Origin of the sequence: Pseudocolwellia sp. AS88, from assembly GCF_030551755.1 — a bacterium.
Lineage (GTDB): Bacteria > Pseudomonadota > Gammaproteobacteria > Enterobacterales > Alteromonadaceae > Pseudocolwellia.
On the sequence record NZ_JAUPEC010000025.1, the window covers coordinates 1 to 25,949 of the forward strand.

Genomic DNA, 25,949 nt, shown 5'->3' on the forward strand with positions numbered 1-25,949 from the left:
GCGTAGCTCAGCTGGATAGAGTACCTGGCTACGAACCAGGCGGTCGCAGGTTCGACTCCTGCCGCGCCCACCACTTTAAAAAGAAAAACCAGTCTTCGGACTGGTTTTTTTTCGTCTAAAATTCTTCAATTATAATCTACAAAGGTTTAAAACCGTTTAATTTATTACACCTCACAAAAGTTTGTTTGATTTAACCTTAACTCGAGATATTGAATGTCACAACATTCAATAAAAATAGTTCATTGAGTTACTTTGCTTATCAAGAAATCAGGTTATTCACCAAGCTAAACAAAATCATCTAGTGCTCCTTCAATAAAAGACTTATTTCATATTTTATTTACAGAATATTTTTCTTTGCGGTAGATCTTAACCCGTGCTCAATGTGAAGGGACGCCCGTTGTTTTTAATTTAATTACAAGTACAAAAAGTTTTTTGATGCTATCTTGATTAAAAGTAATGATACTTTTATGCATTAATTGTGTTTCTTTGAATGGAACAAATTGTTCTAAGGTTATACATTGTAGTTCGTAGGCTAGGCTTGATTTTTTATTTGAGCTTATACAAATAACATTACTGAATTTGTGGTGTTAATGAATAAGTGTGAGTGTGGTTTATAGGGAGTTTATCTCAATAGTTATGAGAGTTATTTATAGAAGAAATTTTAGCTATTAATAATCAGTTTTCTACTTATCTTAATAATATGAATAATTATATTAAAAATACCTTTGTTTCGATATTGTATACAGTAATTTATTTAGGCCTCTAAATATAAGTCTTAATGACTTTAAGGATTGTATACAATTTTGTTTTTCTTATAATATGTTCTGAATAATTATTAATATAAGTGAATATAAATTGATATAAACTATTGACAAAAACTATTTTTCTGAAACGCACAAAAACAAATTGTTTTTAGTAATTGGAGTCTTTATTCTAATTACACTTTAGAGTGACCTGAGGTTCTAAAATGGAACATCTAAACGAGTTATTTATTGAAGCAGGCACATTGATGCTTGCGGGTATGGTTTTTGTTTTTGCATTTCTTGGCTTGTTAGTAATTTTTATTAACGCTGTATTAGCTAAGTTAGCTATCAGATATCCTGATGCTAAACCACAAACTAAATCGCCGAGAGCTGCAAAAGCCTCAACAAATTCTGCAGGTAGTGTTTCGCCAAGTGTAGTTGCCGCTATATCTTCAGCTGTTTCACAATACCGTAGCAAACATAATTAAAAAAAACATAGGAGCATTTCCATGTCAAAGCCATTAGGTATCACTGAGGTCGTCTTACGTGACGGTCATCAATCACTACTAGCAACAAGGTTACGCCTTGAAGATATGCTACCCATTGCATCAACATTAGATGATATTGGGTATTGGTCAATTGAATCATGGGGTGGAGCAACATTCGACTCGTGTATTCGTTATTTAGGTGAAGATCCTTGGGAACGTATCCGTGCTCTTAAGAAAGCTATGCCTAAAACGAAACAACAAATGTTATTTCGCGGACAAAACATTTTAGGCTACCGTCATTATGCTGATGACGTAGTAGAAAAGTTTGTAGAACGTGCTCATGTAAATGGTGTTGACGTTTTCCGTATTTTTGATGCAATGAATGATGTACGTAACTTAGAAACATCAATCAAAGCCGCTGTTAAAGTGGGTGCACATGCTCAAGGTACTTTAAGTTATACCGAAAGCCCTGTACATACTCTTGGAGGCTGGTTAACTATGGCTAAGCAACTTGAAGATATGGGCGCACATTCTTTATGTATTAAAGATATGTCTGGTTTACTTAAACCCTATTTTGCGGCTGAACTTATCGGCAAGTTAAAAGAAACGGTTGCTTTACCTATTGCATTGCATTGTCATGCTACAACAGGTTTAAGTGTTGCAACACATATGAAAGCGATTGATGCAGGTATCGATGTAATTGATACTTCAATCTCTTCAATGAGCCAAACATATGGTCACTCGCCAACAGAAACTATTGCTTCTATTGTTGATGGCACACCACGCGACTCTGGTTTAGACGTAGTTAAAATGGCTGAAGTTGCGGCTTACTTTAGAGATGTTCGTGAGAAATACGCTAAATTTGAAGGTAGTTTAAAAGGCGTTGATGCTCGTATTCTATTAGCTCAAGTTCCTGGTGGCATGTTAACTAACATGGAAAGCCAACTTAAAGAGCAGGGTGCTTCAGACAAATTTGATGAAGTATTAAAAGAGATCCCTCGTGTACGTAAAGAATTAGGTAATATTCCTCTAGTTACACCAACATCTCAAATTGTAGGTACGCAATCAGTATTAAACGTATTAACAGGCGAGCGTTACAAATCTATTACTAAAGAAACTGCTGGCATCCTAAAAGGTGAATATGGCGCTACAGCTTCTCCAGTTGATGCAGAACTTCAAGCAAGAGTGTTAGATGGCGCAGAAGCCATTACATGCCGTCCTGCTGATTTAATTGAACCTGAATTAGATAACTTATCAGTAGAGCTAACTGGTTTAGCTAAAGAAAAATCAATAACACTTGCTGACGATGTAATTGACGATGTATTAACGTATGCGTTATTCCCTCAAATTGGTTTGAAATTCTTAGAGAATCGTAATAATCCATCAGCATTTGAGCCTGTTCCAACTAAAGAGTCTGCTAAGTCAGCTCCTAAGTCGGAATCAAACACAGCCACTGAGAACTATGCAGTGAGTGTTGACGGTAAGGTTTATGATGTTGTTGTTGCTCCTGGTGGAAGTCTTGAAAGTGTTGCACATGCCCCAGGCGGTGAAGTACTTAAGCAATCAACTTCAGTAAGTGCTGCAGAAACATTGAATGCACCTTTAGCGGGTAACATTTTTAAAGTGTTAGTCAATGAAGGCGATACTGTAGAAGCTGGTGAAGTTGTAATTGTTATGGAAGCAATGAAAATGGAAACAGAAATTCGTGCAGTAAGCGCAGGCGAAATTGTTGCTATACATGTTAGAGAGGGTGACTCTGTAACAGTTGGTGACACCTTACTTAGCTTAGCATAGGTGAAATAATGGAAGCATTACATACATTATGGTTGTCTACTGGCTTAGCTAACTTTGAAGCTGGTCAAGTTGTAATGATGTTGGTTGGTTGTGGGTTATTGTATTTAGCAATAGCACGTAACTTTGAACCATTATTATTACTTCCTATGGGGTTTGGTGCGATATTAACCAATATTCCTGTTGCTGGTTTTTCTGAAGTAGGCGGACTATTACATTACATATATTACGCAGGTATCGATACTGGCATATTCCCATTAATTATATTTATGGGTGTAGGTGCTATGACAGATTTTGGGGCGCTTATCGCTAACCCTAAAATGTTGTTTTTAGGGGCCGCAGCTCAGTTTGGTATATTTGCTACTTTATTTGGCGCTATTGCTTTGAATGCAGTTCCAGGTATTGAATTTACTCTAAAAGATGCTTCAGCTATTGCGATTATTGGTGGTGCCGATGGCCCTACAGCAATATTTTTAGCCTCTAAGCTGGCTCCTGAATTATTAGGTGCTATCGCTGTTGCTGCATACTCATACATGGCACTTGTTCCTATTATCCAACCACCAATTATGCGTGCTTTAACAAGCGTTGATGAACGTAAAATTGAAATGGCACAGTTACGTCACGTTACTAAAATAGAAAAAATTATATTCCCATTAGGCGTATTGCTAATGACGATATTCTTTTTACCATCAGCCACTCCGCTAGTAGGTATGTTCTGTTTAGGTAACTTAATGCGTGAGTCTGGTGTTGTAGATCGTTTAAGTACAACAGCTCAAAACGAATTAATTAACATTACTACAATATTCTTAGGTTTAGGTGTAGGTTCTAAGTTGAGCTCTCATGCATTCTTAAATGTGGAAACTTTAGGTATTTTAGGCTTAGGAGCTGTTGCTTTCTCTATTGGTACCGCATCAGGTGTATTGATGGCTAAGTTTATGAATAAAGTGAGTAAAGACCCTATCAACCCATTAATTGGTGCTGCTGGTGTTTCTGCTGTACCTATGGCGGCTCGTGTAGCAAACAAGGTTGGCTTAGAAGCTAACCCGCATAACTTCTTGTTAATGCATGCTATGGGTCCTAATGTTGCCGGTGTATTAGGTTCAGCTGTTGCTGCAGGTATTTTGTTAGCCCTAGTTGGCTGATAATAATTTATAACACGTTAAAAGTTTATTAACGTGTTATGAAAAAAAAACGCAAACAGTAATGTTTGCGTTTTTTATTGTCCTAAGATTATTATCTTAGTTCTTGTTTAAGTATGTAAAAACTCAAAAAACTCAAAAAACTCAAAAAACTCAAAAAACTCAAATAACTATGGGTGACGTTTGAAGTGAGTCCATTCGTTGTCATGTTTTTCAAAACAGATTCTATCGTGTAATCTACTCGCTCTGCCTTGCCAGAATTCAATATAAGTCGGCTTAACATTCCAGCCACCCCAAAACTCAGGGTAAGGGATTTCAGCTAAACCAGCGAACTTCTTCTTGTAATAAGCTTCACGTTCTTTTAATTCATCAGATGATGTTAACTTAGTGCTTTGTTTAGAAGCCCAAGCACCAATTTGACTGCCTCTATCTCTACTATGAAAGTATCGTTTAGATTGTTCTGCTGAAGTTTTTGATACTTCACCTTCTATACGAATTTGACGTTGCAAAACATTCCAATGAAAAAGAATAGATATCTTGTTATTTGCTTCTAATTCTTGGCTTTTACTGCTGCCATAATTAGTGTAAAAAACAAAGCCATCAGCATTGTATTCTTTCAGTAAAACCATTCTAGAACGAGGCTGACCATTTTGGTTACATGTACTAATGGACATAGATTCAGGGAGTAAAATACCTGATTTTTTTGCATCATCAAACCATTGCTCAAATAGAGTTATAGGATCTGTTTCAGAAGAAATATCAGGTAAAGGTAGAGCAACTCCTTGACCAAATGTGAGTAAACATTTTATTTTTTCGATGAAGTTCATTAAATTGATTCAAGTGGAGTTTTTATTATTTTATCAGTTTTAATTGCTGAGGATAATAAAATAATGGGTGTATCTAAATTATGCTGTTAGATAGCGAATTAAAGTAAAGTTATCTAGTGACTATAACTCCCAATCATCGCTATCATCCAAAAGCTCTTTCAAACGCTTTCTTTCTAGCATATCTTCAATGCGTTGCCTTACTTGGCTGTTGCGTTCTGCCTTATCTCCTTTGGCCAGATCATCGTCGTAAGAAGTACTATCATCATTGATATCTTCAACGCTATTTATATCATCACTCATTTAACACCTATGTTTTCTTAAACCTGAGGAGACCTACTCTGAATATAGGAAAAAATTATAACTTTACCAATTTGTTTTTCAATATTTTATTTATGTTTGTTTCGATATTTTTCATTGCTTGGTAAACTCAGCTTTGATTTTATACATAAAACAGACAAAAAATGACTTCTGCCAACTTTCACCGATGCATAACCGAGCTTTCTAAAAATGCTTTAAAGCGTTTTCATCGACAGATAGTTATTCTGCAAGGAAGCCAATCTTGGGCAAATACCCTTTTTCAGGAAGTCACATCACATCCTTTTTCCGACAAAAAAATCCTAGATAGTGAAATTACGACTAGCTCGGCTTCAGATAAAAGTCAGTGGTATATCTATAGTGACGATATGGCTATCTGCGGAAATGTAAATAAACAAACCTTCAGGAATAAACTCGGAACAGAAAGTCAGTTTGTTGTTTTTTATCATGAGCAATTAAATATTGATGCTTTGGCGGCGTTGTCAGGTACTTTAGTTTCAGGTGGAATACTTTTTATTGTAATGCCTGAAAATATTGAAAGTTCAGATTTTTATCGAGGCAGTTTCTTTAACCAACGTTTAGCCGATAAAATTTTACATGATGAAGCCATTGCAATAATAAAGGAAGCTGATGGTGTTACTAACCCGAAAGTTTTTCATGGTTCGGTTGTTCGCTCAGGCTTAGATTTTGAAAGGTCTGCCAACAAAACATTACTCGAAATGAACTGTTTAACTCAAGAACAATTGAGGGCAGTAAAACAGGTTATTCAAGTGGTAAAAGGTCATCGCAATCGTCCTCTTGTATTAACAGCGGATAGAGGAAGAGGCAAGTCTTCTGCTTTAGCGATAGCCTGTGCAGAATTACTCAAAAATGCACAAACACAAATAAATATAGCCATAACCGCAACTCATAGAAAATCAATTGATGTGTTTTTTACGCAATTGACTCAAAGTTTAAAGGGAGAACAAACAGCTGCAGATATTAATATTTCTGCTAGTAACCGATTAGAACATAAAAATGGCTCAGTGCAGTTTATTGCCGTAGATGAACTCATTAAAACTAAAACCACTTTTAACTTATTGTTAGTGGATGAAGCTGCTTCGATACCTTTGTATTTTTTAAATCAATTATTAGCAAAACATCATCGAATGGTGTTTGCGAGTACGGTTCACGGATACGAAGGGGCTGGAAGAAGCTTTACCTTAAAATTTCAGAAGAACGTAGCGCAAAAATATCCAGAAAGTAAAACCTTAAATATTAGCCAGCCAATTAGATGGGCAGAAAATGATCCTGTAGAAGCTTTTATTTATGATCTTTGTTTGTTGAATGCAGAAACGCCTAAGTTACCTAAAGGTTTTTCATTATCTTCCTCATTACTTGAGTTTGAACAAGTAAACACTGAAGCTTTAATGTTGGATGAATTACTTTTACAGAAAGTTTTTGCTGTACTTGTTACTGCACATTATCAAACGTCACCGAATGATCTTAGGTTATTACTTGATAATCCAAACATAACACTTGTAACTTTGTCTTCTCAAAAGCAATTACTGGGTGTCGCCTTATTATTAAAAGAAGGTGCAACTGAAGATGAACAGTTAAAAGGCTTAATTCAGAGTAATCAGCGTCGCTTAAAAGATCAATTTATTCCACAATCGTTATTAACGCACTGTGGCGAAGAAAACAGTTTTAACTATTCTTATTTAAGAGTGATGCGTATTGCTATTCTTCCTGAGTTACAAGATAAGGGCTTAGGTAGTGTGTTCTTATCCTATATTGAGAGTTATGCTTCACAACTTGGTATTGATTTTATTGGAACAAGTTTTGGCGCAAATAAAACACTACTTAACTTTTGGCAGCAGCAAGCCTATAAAATTGCGCGAATAGGTTTTACTAAAGACAAAGCCAGTGGTGAACATTCCGCCTTATTATTAAAAGCGATAAATAAACAACATGAGCCGTATTTAGATAAAATAGAAGATAACTTTTATCAGAGCTTTGATTACTTATTAGCAGAACAATATAAAGATCTTTTACCCGAACTTGTTTGGCAAATTATGACTTATTGCCCAATAGATTCTTTGCCTATACTTAATAAATTCGACTTGAAAGCCATAGACGATTTTTATACGAAGAAACGTCAATATAGTGTTTGTGTTTATCATTTACATAAGTGGTTACAGCATCAAATGAAAAGGCCTTTTGACCCAGATATGGTACCTATTATTAATAAAATCTTTCAGCGACAAGAAGTTTCTAGCCTAACCGAAGCTTATGGGTTTGCAGGAAAGAAAGCCTTTAACAATCATTTAATTAAATTCATCGAAAGTTATTGTCAAAAAAATAAATAAGATATTTTTATATAAAACTTTTGTGGTTTGGTAACAGGAATAAATATGCAGGAAGTGATCACGGTTGAAAACTTAGTCAAAAAATACGGCAATTTAAATGCTGTAGATAATGTGAGTTTCTCAATAAAAAAAGGGCATTGTTTTGGCTTACTAGGCCCTAATGGGGCAGGGAAAACCACCACGATTGAAATAATGGAAGGTATTATTCCTGCCTCTCATGGCAATGTTTTATATAAAGGTAAGCCTGTTGATTCAACAATCTCTCAGCAAATAGGTATTCAATTTCAAAATACGGCATTACAAGATTTTTTAACGGTAAAAGAAACCTTAAATCTATTTGCTGCCTTTTACGATAAAACCGTGTCTCAAGATAAATTGATTCAGTTGTGTGACTTAAGTGAATTTTTAAATAAAAATAACCGCTTACTTTCAGGTGGTCAAAGACAACGTTTATTATTGGCGCTGGCTTTGATTAACGATCCTGAAATTATTTTTCTCGATGAGCCGACAACAGGATTAGATCCACAAGCACGTCGTAATTTCTGGCAGCTGATTAAGAATATTAAAGCAGAAGATAAAACGATTATTTTAACGACACATTACATGGACGAAGCGGAACAATTGTGTGATGAAGTGGTGATTATGGATCATGGTAAAATTATTGAATCGGGTACACCTGAGGCTTTACTAAATAAGCATTTCGAAAGTATTTTTATCTACCTACCTGCTATGCATTTAAATACAGAACTCATTGAAAAATTTCAAGGTGAAGTACAAGGCGATAGGGTAGAAATCACTACGCAACATGTGGAAAAAACCTTAACACAATTGATTGAGAATAAAGTCTCGCTAGAAGGTCTACATGTAAAGTCAGCTAACTTAGATGATTTGTTTTTAAAACTAACTGGCTACTCTTTGAGGGATTAATTGATGAATTTCAAACGCTTTTTTGCTGTAGTAAAAGCTCGTAATCTTGAGTTTTTTAGAGACAGATCTTCTTTAGGTTGGAACATATTATTTCCTGTTTTAATGTTAGCTGGCTTATCATTTGTTTTTTCAGGTGATGGTCGTGGAGTTTATAAAATTGGGGTTGTTAATTTACCTACGTCACAATCAAGTTTTATTGAAACTAAGTACATAGACTTTGTTGATTATAATGATGTGACACTAGCCACCACAAAGCTTGAACATCATGCTATAGACTTGCTAGTAGATTTTAACCTAAAGAAATATTGGGTAAATGAAGGCGCACCTAATAGTTATTTAGTTGAAAAAATCTTTCAAAATGACCATTCAGATTACCAACGAATAACCACACAAGGCAAACCCATCCGTTATGTTGATTGGGTTCTACCGGGTATTTTAGGTATGAATATGATGTTTAGCTGCTTGTTTGGTGTAGGCTACGTTATTGTTAGATATAGAAAAAATTCAGTGCTTAAGCGTTTAAAAGCAACGCCTTTATCTGCTTTTGAATTTGTTTCAGCTCAATTAGTATCACGCTTATTTATTGTTATGTTTATGTCGAGTACTGTTTATATTGGCTGTAACATTTTCTTCGATTTTTACATGTTAGGCAGTTATTTAGACTTATTTATTATTGGTGCTTTAGGTGCCTTTAGCTTAATTACTTTAGGGCTTTTAGTGGCGAGTCGAAGTAAAAGTGAAGAATTGATTGGTGGCTTATTAAATTTAACATCATGGCCGATGATGTTGTTATCAGGTGTTTGGTTTAGTTTAGAGGGTGCTCCAAGTGCAATTCAAACTTTTTCTAATTTCTTGCCATTAACGCATTTAGTATCGGGAGCACGTAAAATTATTACTGAAGGCGCAAGCTTAGCAGATATAAGTTTTCACTTATGGTGCTTAGTTGCTATGTGTTCGCTATTTCTAATTTTAGGCTCTGCTTTATTTAGTTGGAACACAGAACGATAAGTTATTGGTTGAGTTAGCTAAAATTACCTTTTTAGCTATACTTAAAGACATAAGATTTATTGTTTTTATTTTTTATGTATAGATTTATACCAATTTGATTAATGAAGTGATCTACTTTTTCATGAGGAAAAATGGATAATTACAAGGCATAAAATTTAGTAAGTAGTTATTCTACTTATAAATTTTATAACGCCGTTATTATTAATTTTAACCGTTAAAAATGAGCAGTTAATTAATGAACTTGGTATTATTGATCAGATATGAGGTTATCTATTCAAAATTTCCTTTTAAAAAGCACTGGCTGTTTGTTTGTTGTTTTAGCTATATTTGGTGCTGTTTTACCTTTGTTACCAACAACACCGTTTTTGTTGGTAGCAGCAGGGTGCTTCGCTAAATCGTCACCTTACTTTTACAACAAGTTATTAAACAGTAAATTATTTGGTCAGTTGATAATTGATTGGCAAGATTCACGATCTATATCGCAAAAGTCTAAAATGATTTCTTTATGTTCTATGGTGCTAGCAGGAGCGTGGTCGTGTTACATGCTTGAAAATATTTGGCTCAAAGTTTTAGTTATTTCTTTAATGATAGGACCGGCTATATTTGTGTATAGACTACCTATTGCGAAACGAACTAGCTCATAGGTAGTCTAAATTTTTATCTCAAATTCTTAATACAAATATTAAGCTAAAGCCTTGCCAACCAAAGCAGCTAAGTGATCTGGTAAGGTTAACTTAAGTGCAATTTCATGAGCTTGGTCTGACATTTTTCGCCACGTAAGCTGTAATATTCTAATGATTTTTTCTTCAGTATGTTTAGCCGCAAACGCATCAAAGTAATGCTGTAAAAATACTAAACAAGCAACATCTTCTAACGTTTGTGTATCAGGGTTCGATTTTAACTTTTCTTTACGCAATATCTTAGCTGTTGTTTCAGCATCTTCTTCTGAATAACCATTTTCTAACATCAAGCTTTTAGTAAGTTGAGCGTGAAATTTTCCTTGTTCAATACGCCATTTCAAATATCCAGCTTTACCTGCATCAAATTCAGTACGTAATAAATGCCAACGTTTAATATGTTGAGCTCGTACTGCTATTTGTAATAACTCATTTGCTTCAGGCCAGTATTTGTTTATACACGCTGTCATGTATTGCCCATATAATAATTCTTTAGGTTGCGGGCTGCCATCAACCATAGTGGTATTTGGGTCTTCACTGTTAATTGCATCAATAGCAGAAAGAACAGAGGTTAGTTGAGGGTTTGTCATGGTAAGTACCTAAATGATTTTGATAATTTATATTAACCTATTATACCAATTTAAATAATAAATTAACCAACTTAGAACTACATTAACAGACCTAGAACAAATAAAATTATTGAAATATAGTCATTTTGCTTATTCGTAGTTTTGTGATGTCACTGACATATTAATGAGCTCTAAAATACCATTTTTAAAGGCTTATATGCTTCGCTATTATGTTTGACAAGGGAGTAACTCTTCTCATCAATCAATTTGCTATCACATTTGATTTTGCAGTGACACTTATACAATATCATTTACTTTGTAATGACTTATATTTAATTACATATAGAGCATCTAATATATTGTCGTTTAATTGAGATTTAAGTATAATACTTTCCCGTCCTGTTAGATTGATTTGTGTAACAAATCACAAGCTTCAATTTAACGCAAAATTCTGCTTATCCGACTTTGGTATCACATGACAACTAGATATATTTTTGTAACAGGTGGCGTTGTATCGTCTCTTGGAAAAGGTATTGCTGCTGCATCTTTAGCTGCAATTCTTGAAGCCCGTGGCCTTAAGGTTACCATGCTTAAACTTGACCCTTATATTAATGTTGACCCAGGTACTATGAGTCCTATTCAGCATGGTGAAGTATTTGTTACAGAAGATGGCGCTGAAACCGATCTAGATTTAGGTCACTACGAGCGTTTTATTCGTACCAAAATGACTAAACGCAACAACTTTACAACAGGAAGAATCTATCAAGATATTCTTGCTCGTGAGCGTAAAGGTGAGTTTTTAGGTGCAACTATTCAAGTTATTCCTCATATTACTAACGACATTAAACGTCGAGTTATTGAAGGTGCTGAAGGTTACGATATCGCTATGGTTGAGATTGGCGGAACTGTTGGTGATATTGAATCACAACCGTTTTTAGAAGCTATTCGTCAGTTAGGTGTTGAGTTAGGTCGTGAACGCGCAATGTTCATGCATTTAACACTTGTTCCATACATTGCTGCTGCTGGTGAAATTAAAACTAAACCAACACAGCATTCTGTTAAAGAATTACGCTCAATTGGTATTTTCCCAGACATCTTAGTTTGTCGTAGCGAAAAAGCTATTCCAGCTAATGAGCGAGCAAAAATATCTTTGTTTACTAACGTTGAAGCGAAAGCAGTTGTTTCAATGCGTGATGTTGACAGCATTTATAAAGTGCCAGCGTTATTGAAAGCTCAAGGCACTGATGAATTAGTGGTTAAGCGTTTTGGCTTAGATGTCCCTGAAGCTGATTTAAGCGAATGGGAACAAGTTCTTTATCAAGAAGCTAACCCTAAAGGCGAAGTTGTTATAGGTATGGTAGGTAAATATATTGAATTACCTGACGCATACAAATCAGTAAACGAAGCTCTTAAACATGCAGGTTTAAAAAATCAAATAACCGTTAGAATTCAATATGTAGATTCTCAAAATGTAGAGAATAAAGGTGTTGAAATCCTTAAAGATCTTGATGCTATTCTTATTCCTGGCGGTTTTGGTGAACGTGGTGTTGAAGGTAAAATACTTACGGCGCAATATGCTCGTGAGAATAAAATACCTTTCTTAGGCATTTGTTTAGGTATGCAAGTTGCTTTAATTGACTTTGCGCGTAATGTTGCTGGTTTAACTGATGCTCACAGCACAGAATTTTCATCTGAAACATCAGCACCTGTTGTTGGCTTAATTAACGAATGGTTAGATGAAGAAGGCCAAGTTGAGTATCGTCATGAAGACTCAGACTTAGGTGGCACTATGCGTTTAGGCTCTCAATTATGTCATTTATTGCCAGGTACCAAAGTACGTGAAGTTTATGGAAGTGACACTATTTACGAAAGACACCGTCACCGTTATGAAGTAAATAACAATTATAGAGATCAACTGAGTAAAGCTGGTTTAGTATTTTCAGGACTTTCTACAGACAAAACATTAGTAGAAGTTATTGAACTGCCTGATCATCCTTGGTTTATTGCTGGGCAGTTCCATCCAGAGTTTAATTCAACTCCTCGTGATGGACACCCATTGTTTGAAAGTTTTGTTGCTGCAGCATTTGAGCATCAGAAAAACGATCAATCATAAAAATAAAGCCGTAGCCTAAAGCTGCGGTTTTTTATTTAGAGTATTTAACATAATTGAATGTTCTAAAAAATAAATTTGTTTTAGATATAATAAAATGTGAATGTTACCGTTAACTGTACTCTTTATCGCTGTAGGTGCAGATAACGATTTTTTAATAAAATAGGATAAGACATGTCGAATATTAGTAAAATCATTGCTCGTGAAATAATGGACTCTCGTGGTAACCCAACTGTTGAAGCTGATGTTTATTTAGAATCAGGTGCTTGGGGTAGAGCTGCAGCTCCTTCTGGCGCGTCTACAGGTTCACGCGAAGCATTAGAATTACGCGATGGTGATAAATCACGTTACTTAGGTAAAGGTGTTTTAAAAGCAGTTGCGGCAATAAACGATAACATTGCTCCTGCGTTAATGGGTAAAGACTCATTACAACAAGCTGAAATTGATCAAATCATGATTGATTTAGATGGCACAGAAAACAAAGAAAAATTTGGTGCTAATGCAATCCTAGCTGTTTCTTTAGCAGTAGCTAAAGCAGCAGCTAACGCTAAAAATGTACAATTATTCGAACACATTGCTGACTTAAATGGTACTCCAGGTGTTTACTCTTTACCTTTACCTATGATGAACATCATCAATGGTGGTGAGCATGCTGATAACAACGTTGATATTCAAGAATTTATGATCCAACCTGTTGGCGCTGACAGCTTTAAAGAAGCTTTACGCATGGGTGCTGAAATTTTCCATGCACTTAAGAAAGTATTATCAGCTAAAGGTTTAAATACTGCAGTTGGTGATGAAGGTGGTTTTGCCCCTGATTTAGCCTCTAATGCTGATGCATTAGCAGTAATCAAAGAAGCTGTTGCAGCTGCTGGTTACGAATTAGGTAAAGACGTTACTTTAGCTATGGATTGTGCTGCTTCTGAGTTTTACGATGCAGACAAAGGTATTTACGACCTTAAAGGTGAAGGTAAGCAATTCACTGCAAACGAATTCTCTGATTTCTTAGCAACGCTTTGTGAAGAATACCCAATTGTATCAATTGAAGATGGCTTAGATGAGTCAGATTGGGATGGTTTTGCATACCAAACTAAAATTCTTGGCGATAAAGTTCAAATCGTTGGTGATGATTTATTCGTTACAAACACTAAAATCTTAGCACGTGGTATCGAGCAAGGTATTGGTAACTCTATCTTAATTAAGTTTAACCAAATTGGTTCTTTAACCGAAACTCTAGCTGCAATTAAAATGGCTAAAGATGCTGGTTTTACTGCTGTTATTTCTCATCGTTCAGGTGAAACTGAAGATGCAACTATCGCTGATTTAGCTGTTGGTACTGCTGCAGGTCAAATTAAAACTGGTTCTTTATGTCGTTCTGACCGTGTTTCTAAGTACAACCAATTATTACGTATAGAAGAATTCTTAGGTGATAAAGCTATCTTTAACGGTTTGTCAGAAGTTAAAGGTCAGTAATTACTGTTAATAACCTAGTTTATATCCATTTAGATTAGCTTTAGTCTTTAAGACTGAGTAATTACAGATACAAAAAGCCACTTTTTAGTGGCTTTTTTTATGTATGTAATTGAGGTGAAATAAGTTTTTTATCGCTAAAGCTAATCTGTAACAATTAGATCTTTTTGTATTTGCCCACTTAAACGATTTAAAGACACTTTAAAGCTTTCTACCGCATGGTTGTAACCATCTTGAGTTAATGGCTGGCGAATATCGAAGAAGGCTTTTTTACTGTCCATCGCATTATTACGTTTGCGATGCTTTCTTTGTTGGTTTCTGTTTTGAAATTCAGTTTTTGTACTGACTTTCTCATCGATGTTTGTTTCGGCTTTTGTTTCGATAATGTAACTGCCTGAAATTACTGTTTCACTTGGTCTATCAGTGTTTTCGTTTGTTACTGTAAATTGTTCAAAGTATAAGGTTAGATGTTTGTCAGCTATTCGACTATTGCTTGAGTTTTTATGCTCAAGGTAAAGCATGCTTTCTTTATTTGATAAAGACGAAATTAAGTGTGTTTCAATAGCTTTTGGTAACTTATCTCCCCAAAGGTGTTGGTTTGATATATGTATTTGATGAGAATCTATCTGCATCACTAAACCGCCTGTATTTAGGAAGTCAGCCATCTCTACGTTATTAAGTACAACAAAGGTATTATCTTCATTGTTTGCTAATGAAGCTTCATTTGTTGGCTGTGATGAAATAGCATTGAGTGAATAATATTGCAGTCCAACTTCAGTGCTTGAACACCCTAAGCCTACTAAAGCAAATGTAAAAACTAGGGCTTTATTAAATGAACTTGATCTTATTTTTCTTCTACTAAAATGTTTAATATAAGTTCTCATTAAGTGTTCCATTTTTATGCCTTTATTAATTGCCTGCTGTCGGCTGAACTTCAGCATTGTCAGAGTTAAAAATTAAACGGTTAGGTTGCATATTTAACTTCATGATTAAAGGCGTTAAATTGTTTATGGTTTTATCTAAGCTTTGCAATACATCATTAAGTTGTTGGTTTGTTTTAGAACCATCAGAATAACTTTTAGTTAGGCTCTCAACCCCTTTTAATGTTGAGTTAATTTGCGCAATAAGTGTTTGGCTTTTTGGATCGTTTAATAAGTTTTCAAAGCGTTCGGAAGTAGAATCAAATTGATCCATTGATTCTGTTATCACTTTTAAAGCTTTGGATGTACTTTTGATTATGTCATTAAAAGGGATTTCTTCAATTGATTTAGTTATGTTGCTAACCCTAGTCATTACTTGTTCTAACTCATCGTCAGCGGTAGGGATTAATAACAAATCACCGAAAGTTTCGGGTGCTTCTAATGAACTATCAATGTACTTAAGTTCGATATATTTACTGCCTAGTAATAGGTTGTTATTACTTATAGCGCCATGTAAACCTGATGTTATCCATTGATTCATATCTCTTTGCATTTTATGTAAACCAATTTCGTCATCTTTTAAGCCAAGGCGACCAGGATAAATCTTTATCATAATAGGCAACAGCGTATTTTTATCTAAAACATTACTCATTTCAGGGTAATCGATATCAGTTCTAACCACTTCACCTATATGTAAACCTTTATATTCAACAGGCGAACCAGGCTTTAAGCCTCGTATTGATTGATTGAATAACAGCATGTAACTTTGAGCAGCATAAAATACACGCTCATTAACTTTTTGTTTATTAGGGAAAATAGAAAATTGTGCATGTTCTTTTATTGGTTCGCCTTTCGTTAAATAAGCAGGAACATCGAAAGATACACCACCACCGAGTAATGTTTCTATTGTGCCAGTATTTATTCGAACCCCTTGACCTGATAACTCAAAATCAATACCGGTTACTTCCCAAAAACGCGTATTGGTTGTAATTAATTTATCGTAAGGCGCTTCGATAAAAACGTTGTAGTACATTTTACCTTCTTCGGTATTTAAATGTGCGTACTCTATACGTCCTGCTTGGCTTCCTCTAAAGAGGACTGGCGCGCCAATATCAAATGCATTATCACTGCTGCTGTCTAAGGTGATATGTAAACCAGGTGTGCCGATAGGCGTAGAAGGTGGGTTTTCTAAACCAACAAAGTGGTATTTAGACGTCTTCTCTTCGCCGGGTGAAAATTCAATGAAATAGCCTGACAATATTGTTGATAAACCAGAAACACTGCTCAGACTTACACGAGGTTTAACTACCCAAAAGTTACTGTCTTTTGTGAGTAGTTCACTGGCTTTTCTATTCATTCTTGCGCTAACAATAACGCCATCTAACTTATCGTTAAGTTTAATATCAACAACTTTTCCGACAGTAATATTTCTAAGTTTGATTAAACTTTCTTTAGGGCTAATACCTTGTGCATTAGAAAACTCAATTGTGATTAATGGTCCTTGTTTTAACCATTGGTCAATAACCATCCAAGCACCAATCGTTAAGGCAATTAATGGAATAAGCCAAATAGTCGATATTCTGTTTACTGGTTTAACAACCGCTTCAGGAAGTTCGTTATTTTCTGGAGTCATTTGTAGCCTCAATGGGTTTAGATTGCCAAATAAGGCGGGGATCAAAAGTATTTGCCGCTAACATAGTCATTAATACAAAGCCTGTAAAAGCTGCGGCAGCAAAACCAGCTTCAATTTTAACAATTTCGCCCATATTCACAAGAGCGACTAAAATGGATACAACGTAAATATCAACCATAGACCATTTACCAATAAACTCAGTAATATGGTAAGAGCGATAAGCCATTTTTTTAGAGCTAAAGCCAGTGTAATTTGCCTGATAACATAGCCAGCTTAAAGCAAATAGTTTTCCTAAAGGAATAACGATACTGGCAAAAAATATAATTAAAGCAACAAGGTAGGATTGATGTTGCCACAATAAAACAACACCGCCCAATATTGTACTTTCGGTCTTACTGCCTAAAACCGTGGTTACCATCATAGGTAAAAAGTTTGCAGGAATAAAAAGCAAATAAGAAGTTAACAACAAAGACATGGTTTGCTGAATACACTTAGGATTGATATTCGTTAAGTGAGCATGACATTGTTCACAGTATACGTTTGAAGCAGCATTGAGCATCAAACAAATAGGGCATTGGCAGAGTTTTTCATTATTTGCTGTGATCATTCGGTAGCTCTTCGTTCGTGTTTACTTTTTAGTTGGTATAAAGACCATAGTTGATACTTATCAAAGTAAATAAAAGTAGCGGATAAGCTCATGATAAACAATAAATAAAAAGCAAGTGCATAACCAAATTCGATGGATGCCATGGTTTGTACTTTTATAAAACTTACTAAAATACTAATAATAAATATTTCTGCCATGTTCCAAGGTTTAAGCAATACAGTTAATTTCAGAATAAGATTTGTTAAAGGTAGTAGCCTTTTTTTTCTAAACGACCAGGAAATATAAATAATACAGAGCAAAAAGCATAGAGGAATAATAAACGCAGTAAAAGCTAAAAGTGCCGATATAAGTAGATAAGTCAGGTTTTCAATATTTTGAATAGATTGCAGTAAGGTTAGTGTTTTTTCATTGCCATGAATACTAAAAATAATGAAGGGAAAGTTTAAAGAAAAGCCTAAAAAGATTAAAGCCACTAAGCTACTTACAAATAACTTTAATTGTGAATGTTGATAAAAACGCGTTAATACATAACCACAGCGAGGACACTGAGCTTTCTGCCTATGCTTTAAAGGTGGAATTAGCATAAGTAAATCACAATCATGGCATGCAATTTTACGTTTTTTCATTTCAATTAAAGACTTGAGTTTCGTGATGGATAGCTGTGTTGTAGCTTAGCTATAAATCATATTATTTACCAGTATTTCAACTGCTTACTTATAATTAAATCGTTACTAAAAATTACATTTATTCATCATTAGATAAATATTTAAGTTATATTATTTTATTACCGATTAATTTAATCCTATGGTTATTTAGCTAATAAGTCGATTTATCTTTTGTGATCAATGAAGTATGCTTAAATATTATCCACAAACCTTATAACCTCTAAGTATTTATGACCGAGCAAGTTTCTCTTTGGAAAGGCGAACAACAAACTTCAGATTTTGCTGAATTTTGTAATGCTTTGTACGAACGAGAATTACAAACGCTTGCTAATACCGATAATATTTCAATTGAGTCATTACAAGGGCGTTTAAAAAGTTTACCTTATTATGTAAATCGAACGGCGCGAGCTATGATGCAATGTTCAACGCCTTTAATGATAGACGTTCAAAATGCTAGTTGGTCTGCAAAGCAGGTCGCTCGTATGCCTATATCAAATCAAGATAAAACAACGGTTAATCAATGGTATGAAAAAATAGAGTTAAAGCATGGTTTAGTGGTTCCAATTGTTCATGATAACCATATTGCCCTAGACTGTATTGACAGAATAGATATAGAAAAATACCGCTTTAGAACCAATGTACATGGCTGGTTTTCTTTTAATGAAAACACATCAGAAGAAAATAGTAGGTATCAGCTTTTAAAACCTAATAAACGCGTAATGACAGCTGCATGTTCTGGACATTCTTGGGTTAACGATCATAAATCCATTCCTGTGATGCCAAGCCTAAGAGAGCTTTTGATCTCTTGTAGTATTAATTGGAGTAACTTCAAAAAGCCAATTTTTTTATAATATTACACAGTGCCGCGTTTTTTATTCAATCAACACATCCATTTACATTCTTAATCAATTACCAAAATTTAGTTTGAATTTTTGCTTCATTAACCAACAAATTATAAGGTTTACTCGTAATTATAGTTTACACAGGCAGCTCGACTCTTATAATGGGGCAACGCTTTAGGACTTGTGTATCAGCCAGCTTTTATGAGAGTAATTATTATCATCCTGCTAGTATTTTTAGCCTTACTACAACATCGTTTGTGGTTTGGGAAGAATAGTGTGCCTGACTACATAGCATTAGAAAATGATGTAGACAGACAACGTGCAGACAACGATAAACTTATTCAACGTAACAAAGTATTGTATGCCGACACTGATGACTTAAAGTCAGGTGTTGAAGGTATAGAAGAAAGAGCAAGAAATGAATTAGGCATGATCAAAGATAACGAAACGTTTTATCGTATTGTCTCCCAAAAGGATACTCAGTAAATATGAGTCCAATCTGTGAAAAATTTGTTGTTGTTGTACCTGCTGCTGGCGTAGGTAAAAGAATGAAGGCGCAATGTCCAAAACAATATTTAAGTATTGATCAGCAAACTATTTTAGAGCATACGGTTTTTAGGTTGCTCTCTCATCCATTAATTGCCCACGTGGTTATTGCGATTAGTGAAGGCGATGAGTATTTTAAAGATACTGCTTTAAATGTTAATTCTAATATATCGGTTGTGCATGGTGGTGCAGAACGTGTCGATTCCGTGTTAGCTGGTCTACACTCTATAAATAGCGAAGATTTTCCTTGGGTGATGGTGCACGATGCGGCTCGTCCTTGTGTGAGTTTAGATGATATATCAGCGCTGATAGATCAAACACAAAGAAATAACTGCGGTGGTTTATTGGCATATCCTGTTCGCGATACTATGAAAAAAGCTCGCTCTGTTCACTCGCACCAAAAAAATATTGCATCAACAAATAAAGAAATGGTTGAAAAAACTATTGAGCGTGAAGACTTATGGCATGCGTTAACACCTCAGTTATATAAAACGAATGAATTAATTTCAGCTATTTCACAAGCATTACAGAGCAACATCACTATAACTGATGAATCATCTGCCATAGAATATGCAGGGTTTGGCAGTTTGTTGGTTGAAGGTAATGGTAATAATATAAAAATTACTCGACCTGATGATTTAACCCTAGCCAGCTTTATTATTTCTCAGCAAAATGCTGAACAAACAACAAGCACAATTCATAAAATTTCCCAAAAGGTAAAATAATGCGCATAGGACATGGTTTTGATGTACATAAATTTGGTGGTAAAGGTCCTTTAGTATTAGCCGGTATTAGTATTCCTTATGAGTATGGCTTTGTAGCGCACTCTGATGGTGATGTAGCTATTCATGCTTTATGTGACGCTATTTTAGGGGCTTTGTGTTTAGCTGATATTGGCAATCACTTTCCTGATACCGATGGTCAATACGAAAATATCTCAAGCCGAATTTTATTACGTCATGTTGTCGGTTTAATGGATGAACAAGGTTTTGAATTAGGTAATGCAGATATAACTATTGTTGCACAAGCACCTAAAATTGCACCGCATTTATTGGATATGAGAACGTGTTTATCTGAAGATTTAAATGCTCAAATTTCTCAAGTGAATGTTAAAGCTACAACCACTGAAAAATTAGGTTATGCAGGACGTAAAGAGGGCGTAGCTGTTCATGCCGTTGTTTTACTTATGCCTAAAAGCGCACTTTAATATTTACCTACAAATATAGAGAAATCAACTTGAATACTGCATTGCCAAAATTTACATACTTATACGGACAACCAACATCTACAGGCTTTCTACGTAGCGAAATGGCTGACTTTAAAGTGTTTGAAAACTTACCATTTCAACCTTGCGGTGAAGGTGAACACCTATTTATTCATGTAAGAAAAACAGGTGAAAACACGGCTTTTATCGCAAAACAACTAGCAAAGCATTTTGGCGTTAAAGAAAACTTAGTATCTTATGCTGGCTTAAAAGATCGCTTTGCTGTGACCGAACAATGGTTTGGTATTCATGTTCCTGGTAAAACTGTTTTCGACTTATCTGAGTTATCAATTGAAGGTGTTGAGGTGCTATCGAGTGCTCGTCATAACAAAAAACTTCGCATTGGTGCACTAACGGGTAATCGTTTTCAAATCACCTTAAAAAAAGTGACTGAAGTTGAAGAGCTTGTTAGACGCTGGCACGCTATTGTTGCGCATGGTGTTCCTAATTACTTTGGCGAACAGCGTTTTGGTATTGAAGGCGGTAACATTGAAAAAGCCCTTTCGTTATTTTCAGGCACAAAAGTAAAAGATAAAAAGAAAAGAGGTATTTATCTCTCAGCAGCGCGTTCATTAATATTTAATACCATGATTGATGAGAGAATTAAAAACAATCAATTTGACCAATTAACTGATGGCGATGTATGTATGCTGGCCGGCACCCAATCTGTATTTATTGCCGACGAAGTTGATGACAGCATAAGAAAACGTTTTTCTGAAAAAGACATAGATATAACAGCACCCATGTGGGGCGCTGGCGATTTAATGTCGACAAAACAAATTCAAGTATTCGAACAAAGCATAGGTAGTCAGTTCCAGGACTTTTGTGATGGTTTGGCGAAGTTTGGATTAAAACAAGAACGTCGTAGAATTCGCCTCTGTGTCGATAACGCAAACATAACGGTTACTAAAGATGGTGAAAACAACACTGTTGTTTTAGATTTTTCATTGCCTGCTGGTTCTTATGCAACAACAGTTATACGTGAATTATTGGATTATACCGATCTTACTCAACGACAAGGGCACGCTTAATGAGAATATTGCTCAGTAACGACGATGGTGTTCATGCATTAGGTATCAAAGTATTATTTGAACATCTAGCTAAAGAGTTTGATGTGACACTTGTTGCACCAGATAGAAACTGCAGTGGTGCAAGTAACTCACTAACTTTAGTTAATCCGCTACGTACTCACACTTTAGAAAATGGTTTTATTGCCGTTAATGGTACACCAACCGACTCTGTTCATTTAGGTATTAGTCAGCTTATGGAGTCGCATCCAGACTTAGTTGTGGCTGGAATAAATCATGGTGCAAATTTAGGCGACGATACTTTATATTCAGGAACAGTAGCAGCAGCCACAGAAGGCCGACATATGGGGATGCCAGCCATTGCTGTATCTTTAGTGGGTAATGAACATTTTGATACTGCAGCTGCGGTTGTCGTTAAGTTAATAAAACGTCTAAAAGACTTCCCATTACCTAAAGATCAAATATTGAATGTTAATGTACCTGACGTACCTTTAACCGAGCTGAAAGGCATTAAAGTTACGCGCTTGGGCAATAGGCATCAAGCTGAAGCTATGCAAAAGCAGAAAGATCCATGGGGAAGAAATATATATTGGTATGGACAACTTGGTCCTGAACTAGACGCAGGAGAAGGAACTGATTTTCATGCAATAGCAAACAAGTTTGCTTCAATTACTCCGTTAACTGTGGATATGACGGCTTATAAAAGTATAGACAGCATGGCTAAATGGGTGAACGAACTTTCATTGTAAGTCGTTTGCAATAGCCTTTTAAGAATCAAAATAAAACTAAAAAAATAAAAATGAGTAGAATATGAATGTCAGAGTAGGAAGTCGTATTGGTGGTAAATCAAGTCGAAGTGGAGAAATACTCGCACAAAAATTACATGCTGAAGGGATTAAAAGTGTTGACGTTTTACAAGCGATAGCTCGTTCTCCAAGACATATTTTTGTGCCAGAAATACTAGCCCATAAAGCTTACGATAATACCGCATTGCCTATTGGACAAGGTCAAACTATTTCACAGCCCTACATAGTAGCTAAAATGTCAGAGTTACTATTAGCTAACGGTACACCTGAAAGTATCTTAGAGATAGGGACTGGATCTGGTTATCAAACATCAATTTTAGCGCAACTTACACCTAAAGTGTTTTCTGTAGAGCGTATTAAATCTTTACAGTGGCAAGCTAAAAGGCGCTTACAAGCAATGGACTTACATAATGTTTCAATGAAGCATGGTGATGGCTGGAAAGGCTGGAGTAGTAAAGCACCTTTTCAAGCGATTATAGTAACTGCTGCGCCATCATCTGTGCCGCAAGCACTATTAGATCAACTAGCTGATGGTGGGCGTTTAATTATCCCTGTTGGCGAACAAACACAAATCTTAAAAATTATTACACGTCAAGGTGATCAATTCACAGAACAGCAAGTTGAAGCTGTTCGTTTTGTTCCCCTTGTCCCAGGAGCTTTATCTTAATGAAAATATTTTCTGCTCTTTATGATTGGACGCTAAAATGGGCAAAACATAAATTTGCGCCTTATATACTTGCTGTTTTATCTTTCACTGAATCCGTTATATTTCCTATTCCCCCTGATGTTTTATTGGCTCCTATGGTGTTATCAAAGCCTGAAAAAGCATGGCGATTTGCAAGCTTAACAACTGTAGCATCAGTACTTGGAGGTGTTTGTGGTTATATTTTAGGTTATTTAATGTTTGAACCTTGGATACAACCTATTATTACCGAATTAGGTTATCAGCATCGCTTTGATCAAGTTATGGCTTGGTTTGCTCAGTATGGTATTTGGGTGGTTTTTTTAGCTGGTTTCTCGCCAGTACCTTACAAACTATTTACCGTTAGTGCGGGTTTATTGCAAATGGCATTTATTCCATTCTTAATCGCTTCAGCTATTGGCCGAGGCATGCGTTTCTTCTTGGTTGCAGGTTTGATTAAGTGGGGCGGAGTAGCAATGGAAGAAAAATTAAGACAATGGGCTGACCGACTTGGTTGGGCGCTTGTTGCTATTATTGCTATCGCTTATCTGATTTTACGCTAACTTAAATTATGATCATTAATTTTTTTACATTGGAATTGGTTTACTAATTTAACTATGAATTGTAGCAAAGCGATAAATTTCGTCTTTTATGTATTATTTATTTTATTAGTAGCGAGTTGTTCATCTCGAAAAACACCAGCACCTGTTGTAGAAGTTCAAGGTGCAATTCCTTTAAGTAAAAAAATTAAAAACAGTATAAAAGCAACTCAGTACATAGTTAAAAAAGGTGAAACTTTATATTCAATAGCATGGCGATCTGGCATCGATGTGAGAGACATCGCTAAGCTAAATAATATTCATTCACCATATCATATTTACCCTGGCCAAAAGCTTGATTTGGTTAACCAATTGGTTGCTAGTGTTAAAAAACCGTTACAAAAGGGTAAAGGTAATATAGACAATGTTAAAGTAGTAAAAAAACCTATTGCACAGAAAAAAAATCAAGCGTATGGTGGATTTGTAGACAAGAAAAGTAACGATGTAAATCAAAAGGTTCGTAAATGGAAGTGGCCTACAGAAGGTAAAGTTATTACCTACTTTTCTTCAACACAACAAATAAGTAAAGGGATAAATATTGCAGGCCGTAGAGGACAACCTGTTTTGTCAACAGCAGATGGTATTGTTGTATATGCTGGAGACGCGCTTACTGGGTATGGCAAGTTAATCATAGTTAAACACAACGAAGATTATCTTAGCGCTTATGCCCACAATGACCTTATATTGGTTAAAGAGCAACAAACGGTTAAAGCCGGCGATAAAATAGCCAAGATGGGAAGTACAGATGCTGATAAAGTTATGCTTCATTTTGAAGTTCGCTTTAGAGGAAAATCTGTAGACCCTATGAAGTACTTGTCGAAAAAATAATAATAATAAAAAAATGGAGCATATGTTAATAATTAATCAGTGAGTTTAGCTAAGCTAAACATTGGAGACAAGACATGAGCATTGATGCGAAACATGAAGTAAAATCAGAAGACAATAATACAAAAACAATTGAAGAGAAATCATCTAACTTAGATCCAACGCAAATATATTTAGGTGAGATTGGAGCTTCTCCGCTATTAACCGCAGAAGAAGAAGTCTATTTCTCCCGCTTAGCCTTAAAAGGTGATGAGCCTTCACGTAAACGCATGATTGAGAGTAACCTCCGTTTAGTTGTAAAAATTTCCCGTCGATATAATAACCGTGGCTTACCACTTCTAGATTTAATTGAAGAAGGTAATTTGGGTTTAATACGCGCAGTCGAAAAATTTGATCCAGAACGTGGCTTTAGATTTTCAACTTACGCTACATGGTGGATTCGTCAAACTATTGAACGCGCTATCATGAACCAAACACGCACAATACGCTTACCTATTCACGTAGTTAAAGAATTAAATATCTATCTACGTACAGCTCGTGAGCTTATTCAAAAGCTTGATCATGAACCAACGGCTGAAGACATTGCAAAAGAATTAGATGTACCCGTAGCCGATGTAACTAAAATGTTACGCTTAAACGAACGTATTACTTCAGTTGATACTCCTTTCACAGGTGATGCAGAAAAAGCATTGTTAGATATTATTCCTGATGAGAAGGGTGGAAACCCAGAAAGTAAATTACAAACATCTGATATTAAAAATAATATTGTTACTTGGTTAGGTGAGCTAAATTCGAAACAGCGAGAAGTGTTAGCTAGACGATTTGGTTTACTAGGTCACGAACCAGCAACATTAGAAGATGTTGGTTCTGAAATTGGTTTAACACGTGAACGTGTTCGTCAAATTCAGGTAGAAGCATTAAAGCGCTTACGTGATATTTTAAGTCAGCAAAACTTATCGATTGAAGCTATCTTTCAAAGCTAATAGTACTTATTAGTCTGATTACTATAATCAGTCGATGAAATAAAAAACCAGCTAATTGCTGGTTTTTTGTTTGTTATACTTTGTTTTATCCAGTCTTAAGTATCTTAAGCATGTTATACGAATAACTCATAAAGATG

The 25,949-nt window shown here is 35.4% G+C and carries 26 protein-coding genes; 19 read left to right on the plus strand and 7 right to left on the minus strand.

The window, feature by feature from the left end; translation table 11 throughout:
• Nucleotides 1-967 precede the first annotated feature (967 nt).
• Genes Q5N69_RS15070 through Q5N69_RS15080 form a run of 3 tightly spaced genes read left to right on the plus strand, consistent with a single transcriptional unit; the run spans nucleotide 968 to nucleotide 4,164 of the window.
• Nucleotides 968-1,231 (plus strand): OadG family protein, encoded by a 264-nt coding sequence (locus Q5N69_RS15070; protein ID WP_304369916.1) that lies wholly within the window; start codon nucleotides 968-970, stop codon nucleotides 1,229-1,231.
• A 21-nt stretch (nucleotides 1,232-1,252) separates the two neighbouring features.
• The gene (gene oadA / locus Q5N69_RS15075; RefSeq protein WP_304369917.1) at nucleotides 1,253-3,025 is read left to right on the plus strand and encodes a sodium-extruding oxaloacetate decarboxylase subunit alpha; all 1,773 of its coding nucleotides are present in this window, start codon (nucleotides 1,253-1,255) and stop codon (nucleotides 3,023-3,025) included.
• An 8-nt stretch (nucleotides 3,026-3,033) separates the two neighbouring features.
• Entirely contained in the window at nucleotides 3,034-4,164 is a 1,131-nt protein-coding gene (locus Q5N69_RS15080) for a sodium ion-translocating decarboxylase subunit beta (RefSeq protein ID WP_304369918.1), read from the plus strand.
• Nucleotides 4,165-4,331: 167 nt separating this feature from the next.
• On the opposite strand, the gene pdxH is transcribed toward Q5N69_RS15080, so the two are convergent.
• Together pdxH and Q5N69_RS15090 are read right to left on the minus strand one after the other, a co-directional pair.
• Nucleotides 4,332-4,988 carry a pyridoxamine 5'-phosphate oxidase gene (gene pdxH, locus Q5N69_RS15085; protein ID WP_304369919.1) on the minus strand — a complete coding sequence of 219 codons (657 nt, stop codon included), beginning with the start codon at nucleotides 4,986-4,988 and terminating at the stop codon, nucleotides 4,332-4,334.
• Between the two features lie 120 nt (nucleotides 4,989-5,108).
• Entirely contained in the window at nucleotides 5,109-5,288 is a 180-nt protein-coding gene (locus Q5N69_RS15090; protein WP_304369920.1) for a PA3496 family putative envelope integrity protein, read from the minus strand.
• 161 nt (nucleotides 5,289-5,449) lie between these two features.
• Here Q5N69_RS15090 and Q5N69_RS15095 point away from each other — a divergent pair, with 161 nt between their 5' ends.
• From Q5N69_RS15095 to Q5N69_RS15110, 4 genes are all read left to right on the plus strand, one after another.
• On the plus strand, nucleotides 5,450-7,651 hold the full coding sequence (locus Q5N69_RS15095; protein ID WP_304369921.1) for a GNAT family N-acetyltransferase: 2,202 nt from the start codon (nucleotides 5,450-5,452) through the stop codon (nucleotides 7,649-7,651).
• Nucleotides 7,652-7,696: 45 nt separating this feature from the next.
• The gene (locus Q5N69_RS15100) at nucleotides 7,697-8,578 is read left to right on the plus strand and encodes an ABC transporter ATP-binding protein (protein WP_304369922.1); all 882 of its coding nucleotides are present in this window, start codon (nucleotides 7,697-7,699) and stop codon (nucleotides 8,576-8,578) included.
• Nucleotides 8,579-8,581: 3 nt separating this feature from the next.
• Complete coding sequence (locus Q5N69_RS15105; RefSeq protein ID WP_304369923.1) at nucleotides 8,582-9,586, plus strand: ABC transporter permease; 1,005 nt, start codon at nucleotides 8,582-8,584, stop codon at nucleotides 9,584-9,586.
• Nucleotides 9,587-9,846: 260 nt separating this feature from the next.
• Nucleotides 9,847-10,230: a YbaN family protein gene (locus Q5N69_RS15110; RefSeq protein ID WP_304369924.1), complete on the plus strand. Its 384-nt coding sequence runs from the start codon at nucleotides 9,847-9,849 to the stop codon at nucleotides 10,228-10,230.
• 38 nt (nucleotides 10,231-10,268) lie between these two features.
• On the opposite strand, the gene Q5N69_RS15115 is transcribed toward Q5N69_RS15110, so the two are convergent.
• On the minus strand, nucleotides 10,269-10,853 hold the full coding sequence (locus tag Q5N69_RS15115; protein ID WP_304369925.1) for a DUF4202 domain-containing protein: 585 nt from the start codon (nucleotides 10,851-10,853) through the stop codon (nucleotides 10,269-10,271).
• 454 nt (nucleotides 10,854-11,307) lie between these two features.
• On the opposite strand from Q5N69_RS15115, the gene Q5N69_RS15120 reads away from it, so the two are divergent.
• Together Q5N69_RS15120 and eno are read left to right on the plus strand one after the other, a co-directional pair.
• Nucleotides 11,308-12,945: a CTP synthase gene (locus Q5N69_RS15120; RefSeq protein WP_304369926.1), complete on the plus strand. Its 1,638-nt coding sequence runs from the start codon at nucleotides 11,308-11,310 to the stop codon at nucleotides 12,943-12,945.
• A gap of 171 nt (nucleotides 12,946-13,116) precedes the next feature.
• Entirely contained in the window at nucleotides 13,117-14,415 is a 1,299-nt protein-coding gene (gene eno, locus Q5N69_RS15125) for a phosphopyruvate hydratase (protein ID WP_304369927.1), read from the plus strand.
• Nucleotides 14,416-14,555: 140 nt separating this feature from the next.
• Here eno and Q5N69_RS15130 read toward each other — a convergent pair whose 3' ends face one another.
• From Q5N69_RS15130 to Q5N69_RS15145, 4 genes are read right to left on the minus strand one after another with little or no spacing between them, the layout of a single operon-like run.
• Nucleotides 14,556-15,296 (minus strand): membrane integrity-associated transporter subunit PqiC, encoded by a 741-nt coding sequence (locus Q5N69_RS15130; protein WP_304369928.1) that lies wholly within the window; start codon nucleotides 15,294-15,296, stop codon nucleotides 14,556-14,558.
• Between the two features lie 25 nt (nucleotides 15,297-15,321).
• Nucleotides 15,322-16,965: an intermembrane transport protein PqiB gene (gene pqiB / locus Q5N69_RS15135; protein ID WP_304369929.1), complete on the minus strand. Its 1,644-nt coding sequence runs from the start codon at nucleotides 16,963-16,965 to the stop codon at nucleotides 15,322-15,324.
• Nucleotides 16,949-17,572 carry a paraquat-inducible protein A gene (locus Q5N69_RS15140; protein ID WP_304369930.1) on the minus strand — a complete coding sequence of 208 codons (624 nt, stop codon included), beginning with the start codon at nucleotides 17,570-17,572 and terminating at the stop codon, nucleotides 16,949-16,951. The genes pqiB and Q5N69_RS15140 overlap by 17 nt, the downstream gene beginning before the upstream one ends.
• Nucleotides 17,569-18,198 (minus strand): paraquat-inducible protein A, encoded by a 630-nt coding sequence (locus Q5N69_RS15145; protein ID WP_304369931.1) that lies wholly within the window; start codon nucleotides 18,196-18,198, stop codon nucleotides 17,569-17,571. Before Q5N69_RS15145 ends, Q5N69_RS15140 begins: the two co-directional genes overlap by 4 nt.
• A gap of 269 nt (nucleotides 18,199-18,467) precedes the next feature.
• Here Q5N69_RS15145 and Q5N69_RS15150 point away from each other — a divergent pair, with 269 nt between their 5' ends.
• The 10 genes from Q5N69_RS15150 to rpoS all read left to right on the plus strand — a co-directional run bounded on the left by Q5N69_RS15150 (nucleotide 18,468) and on the right by rpoS (nucleotide 25,812).
• A complete protein-coding gene (locus tag Q5N69_RS15150; protein ID WP_304369932.1) occupies nucleotides 18,468-19,088 on the plus strand; it encodes a hypothetical protein in 621 nt (206 codons plus the stop codon).
• Between the two features lie 192 nt (nucleotides 19,089-19,280).
• Nucleotides 19,281-19,565: a cell division protein FtsB gene (ftsB, locus tag Q5N69_RS15155; RefSeq protein ID WP_304369933.1), complete on the plus strand. Its 285-nt coding sequence runs from the start codon at nucleotides 19,281-19,283 to the stop codon at nucleotides 19,563-19,565.
• A gap of 2 nt (nucleotides 19,566-19,567) precedes the next feature.
• On the plus strand, nucleotides 19,568-20,350 hold the full coding sequence (gene ispD / locus Q5N69_RS15160) for a 2-C-methyl-D-erythritol 4-phosphate cytidylyltransferase (protein WP_304369934.1): 783 nt from the start codon (nucleotides 19,568-19,570) through the stop codon (nucleotides 20,348-20,350).
• Complete coding sequence (ispF, locus tag Q5N69_RS15165; protein ID WP_304369935.1) at nucleotides 20,350-20,832, plus strand: 2-C-methyl-D-erythritol 2,4-cyclodiphosphate synthase; 483 nt, start codon at nucleotides 20,350-20,352, stop codon at nucleotides 20,830-20,832. The genes ispD and ispF overlap by 1 nt, the downstream gene beginning before the upstream one ends.
• A gap of 29 nt (nucleotides 20,833-20,861) precedes the next feature.
• Complete coding sequence (gene truD / locus Q5N69_RS15170; RefSeq protein ID WP_304369936.1) at nucleotides 20,862-21,920, plus strand: tRNA pseudouridine(13) synthase TruD; 1,059 nt, start codon at nucleotides 20,862-20,864, stop codon at nucleotides 21,918-21,920.
• Nucleotides 21,920-22,666, plus strand: a complete 747-nt coding sequence (gene surE, locus Q5N69_RS15175; protein WP_304369937.1) for a 5'/3'-nucleotidase SurE — start codon at nucleotides 21,920-21,922, stop codon at nucleotides 22,664-22,666. The genes truD and surE overlap by 1 nt, the downstream gene beginning before the upstream one ends.
• Before the next feature lie 61 nt (nucleotides 22,667-22,727).
• Nucleotides 22,728-23,390 (plus strand): protein-L-isoaspartate(D-aspartate) O-methyltransferase, encoded by a 663-nt coding sequence (locus Q5N69_RS15180; protein ID WP_304369938.1) that lies wholly within the window; start codon nucleotides 22,728-22,730, stop codon nucleotides 23,388-23,390.
• Nucleotides 23,390-23,968, plus strand: a complete 579-nt coding sequence (locus Q5N69_RS15185; RefSeq protein ID WP_304369939.1) for a YqaA family protein — start codon at nucleotides 23,390-23,392, stop codon at nucleotides 23,966-23,968. Before Q5N69_RS15180 ends, Q5N69_RS15185 begins: the two co-directional genes overlap by 1 nt.
• Before the next feature lie 54 nt (nucleotides 23,969-24,022).
• Nucleotides 24,023-24,832: a peptidoglycan DD-metalloendopeptidase family protein gene (locus Q5N69_RS15190; RefSeq protein ID WP_304369940.1), complete on the plus strand. Its 810-nt coding sequence runs from the start codon at nucleotides 24,023-24,025 to the stop codon at nucleotides 24,830-24,832.
• A 74-nt stretch (nucleotides 24,833-24,906) separates the two neighbouring features.
• Nucleotides 24,907-25,812 (plus strand): RNA polymerase sigma factor RpoS, encoded by a 906-nt coding sequence (gene rpoS, locus Q5N69_RS15195; protein ID WP_304369941.1) that lies wholly within the window; start codon nucleotides 24,907-24,909, stop codon nucleotides 25,810-25,812.
• Nucleotides 25,813-25,949 lie beyond the last annotated feature (137 nt).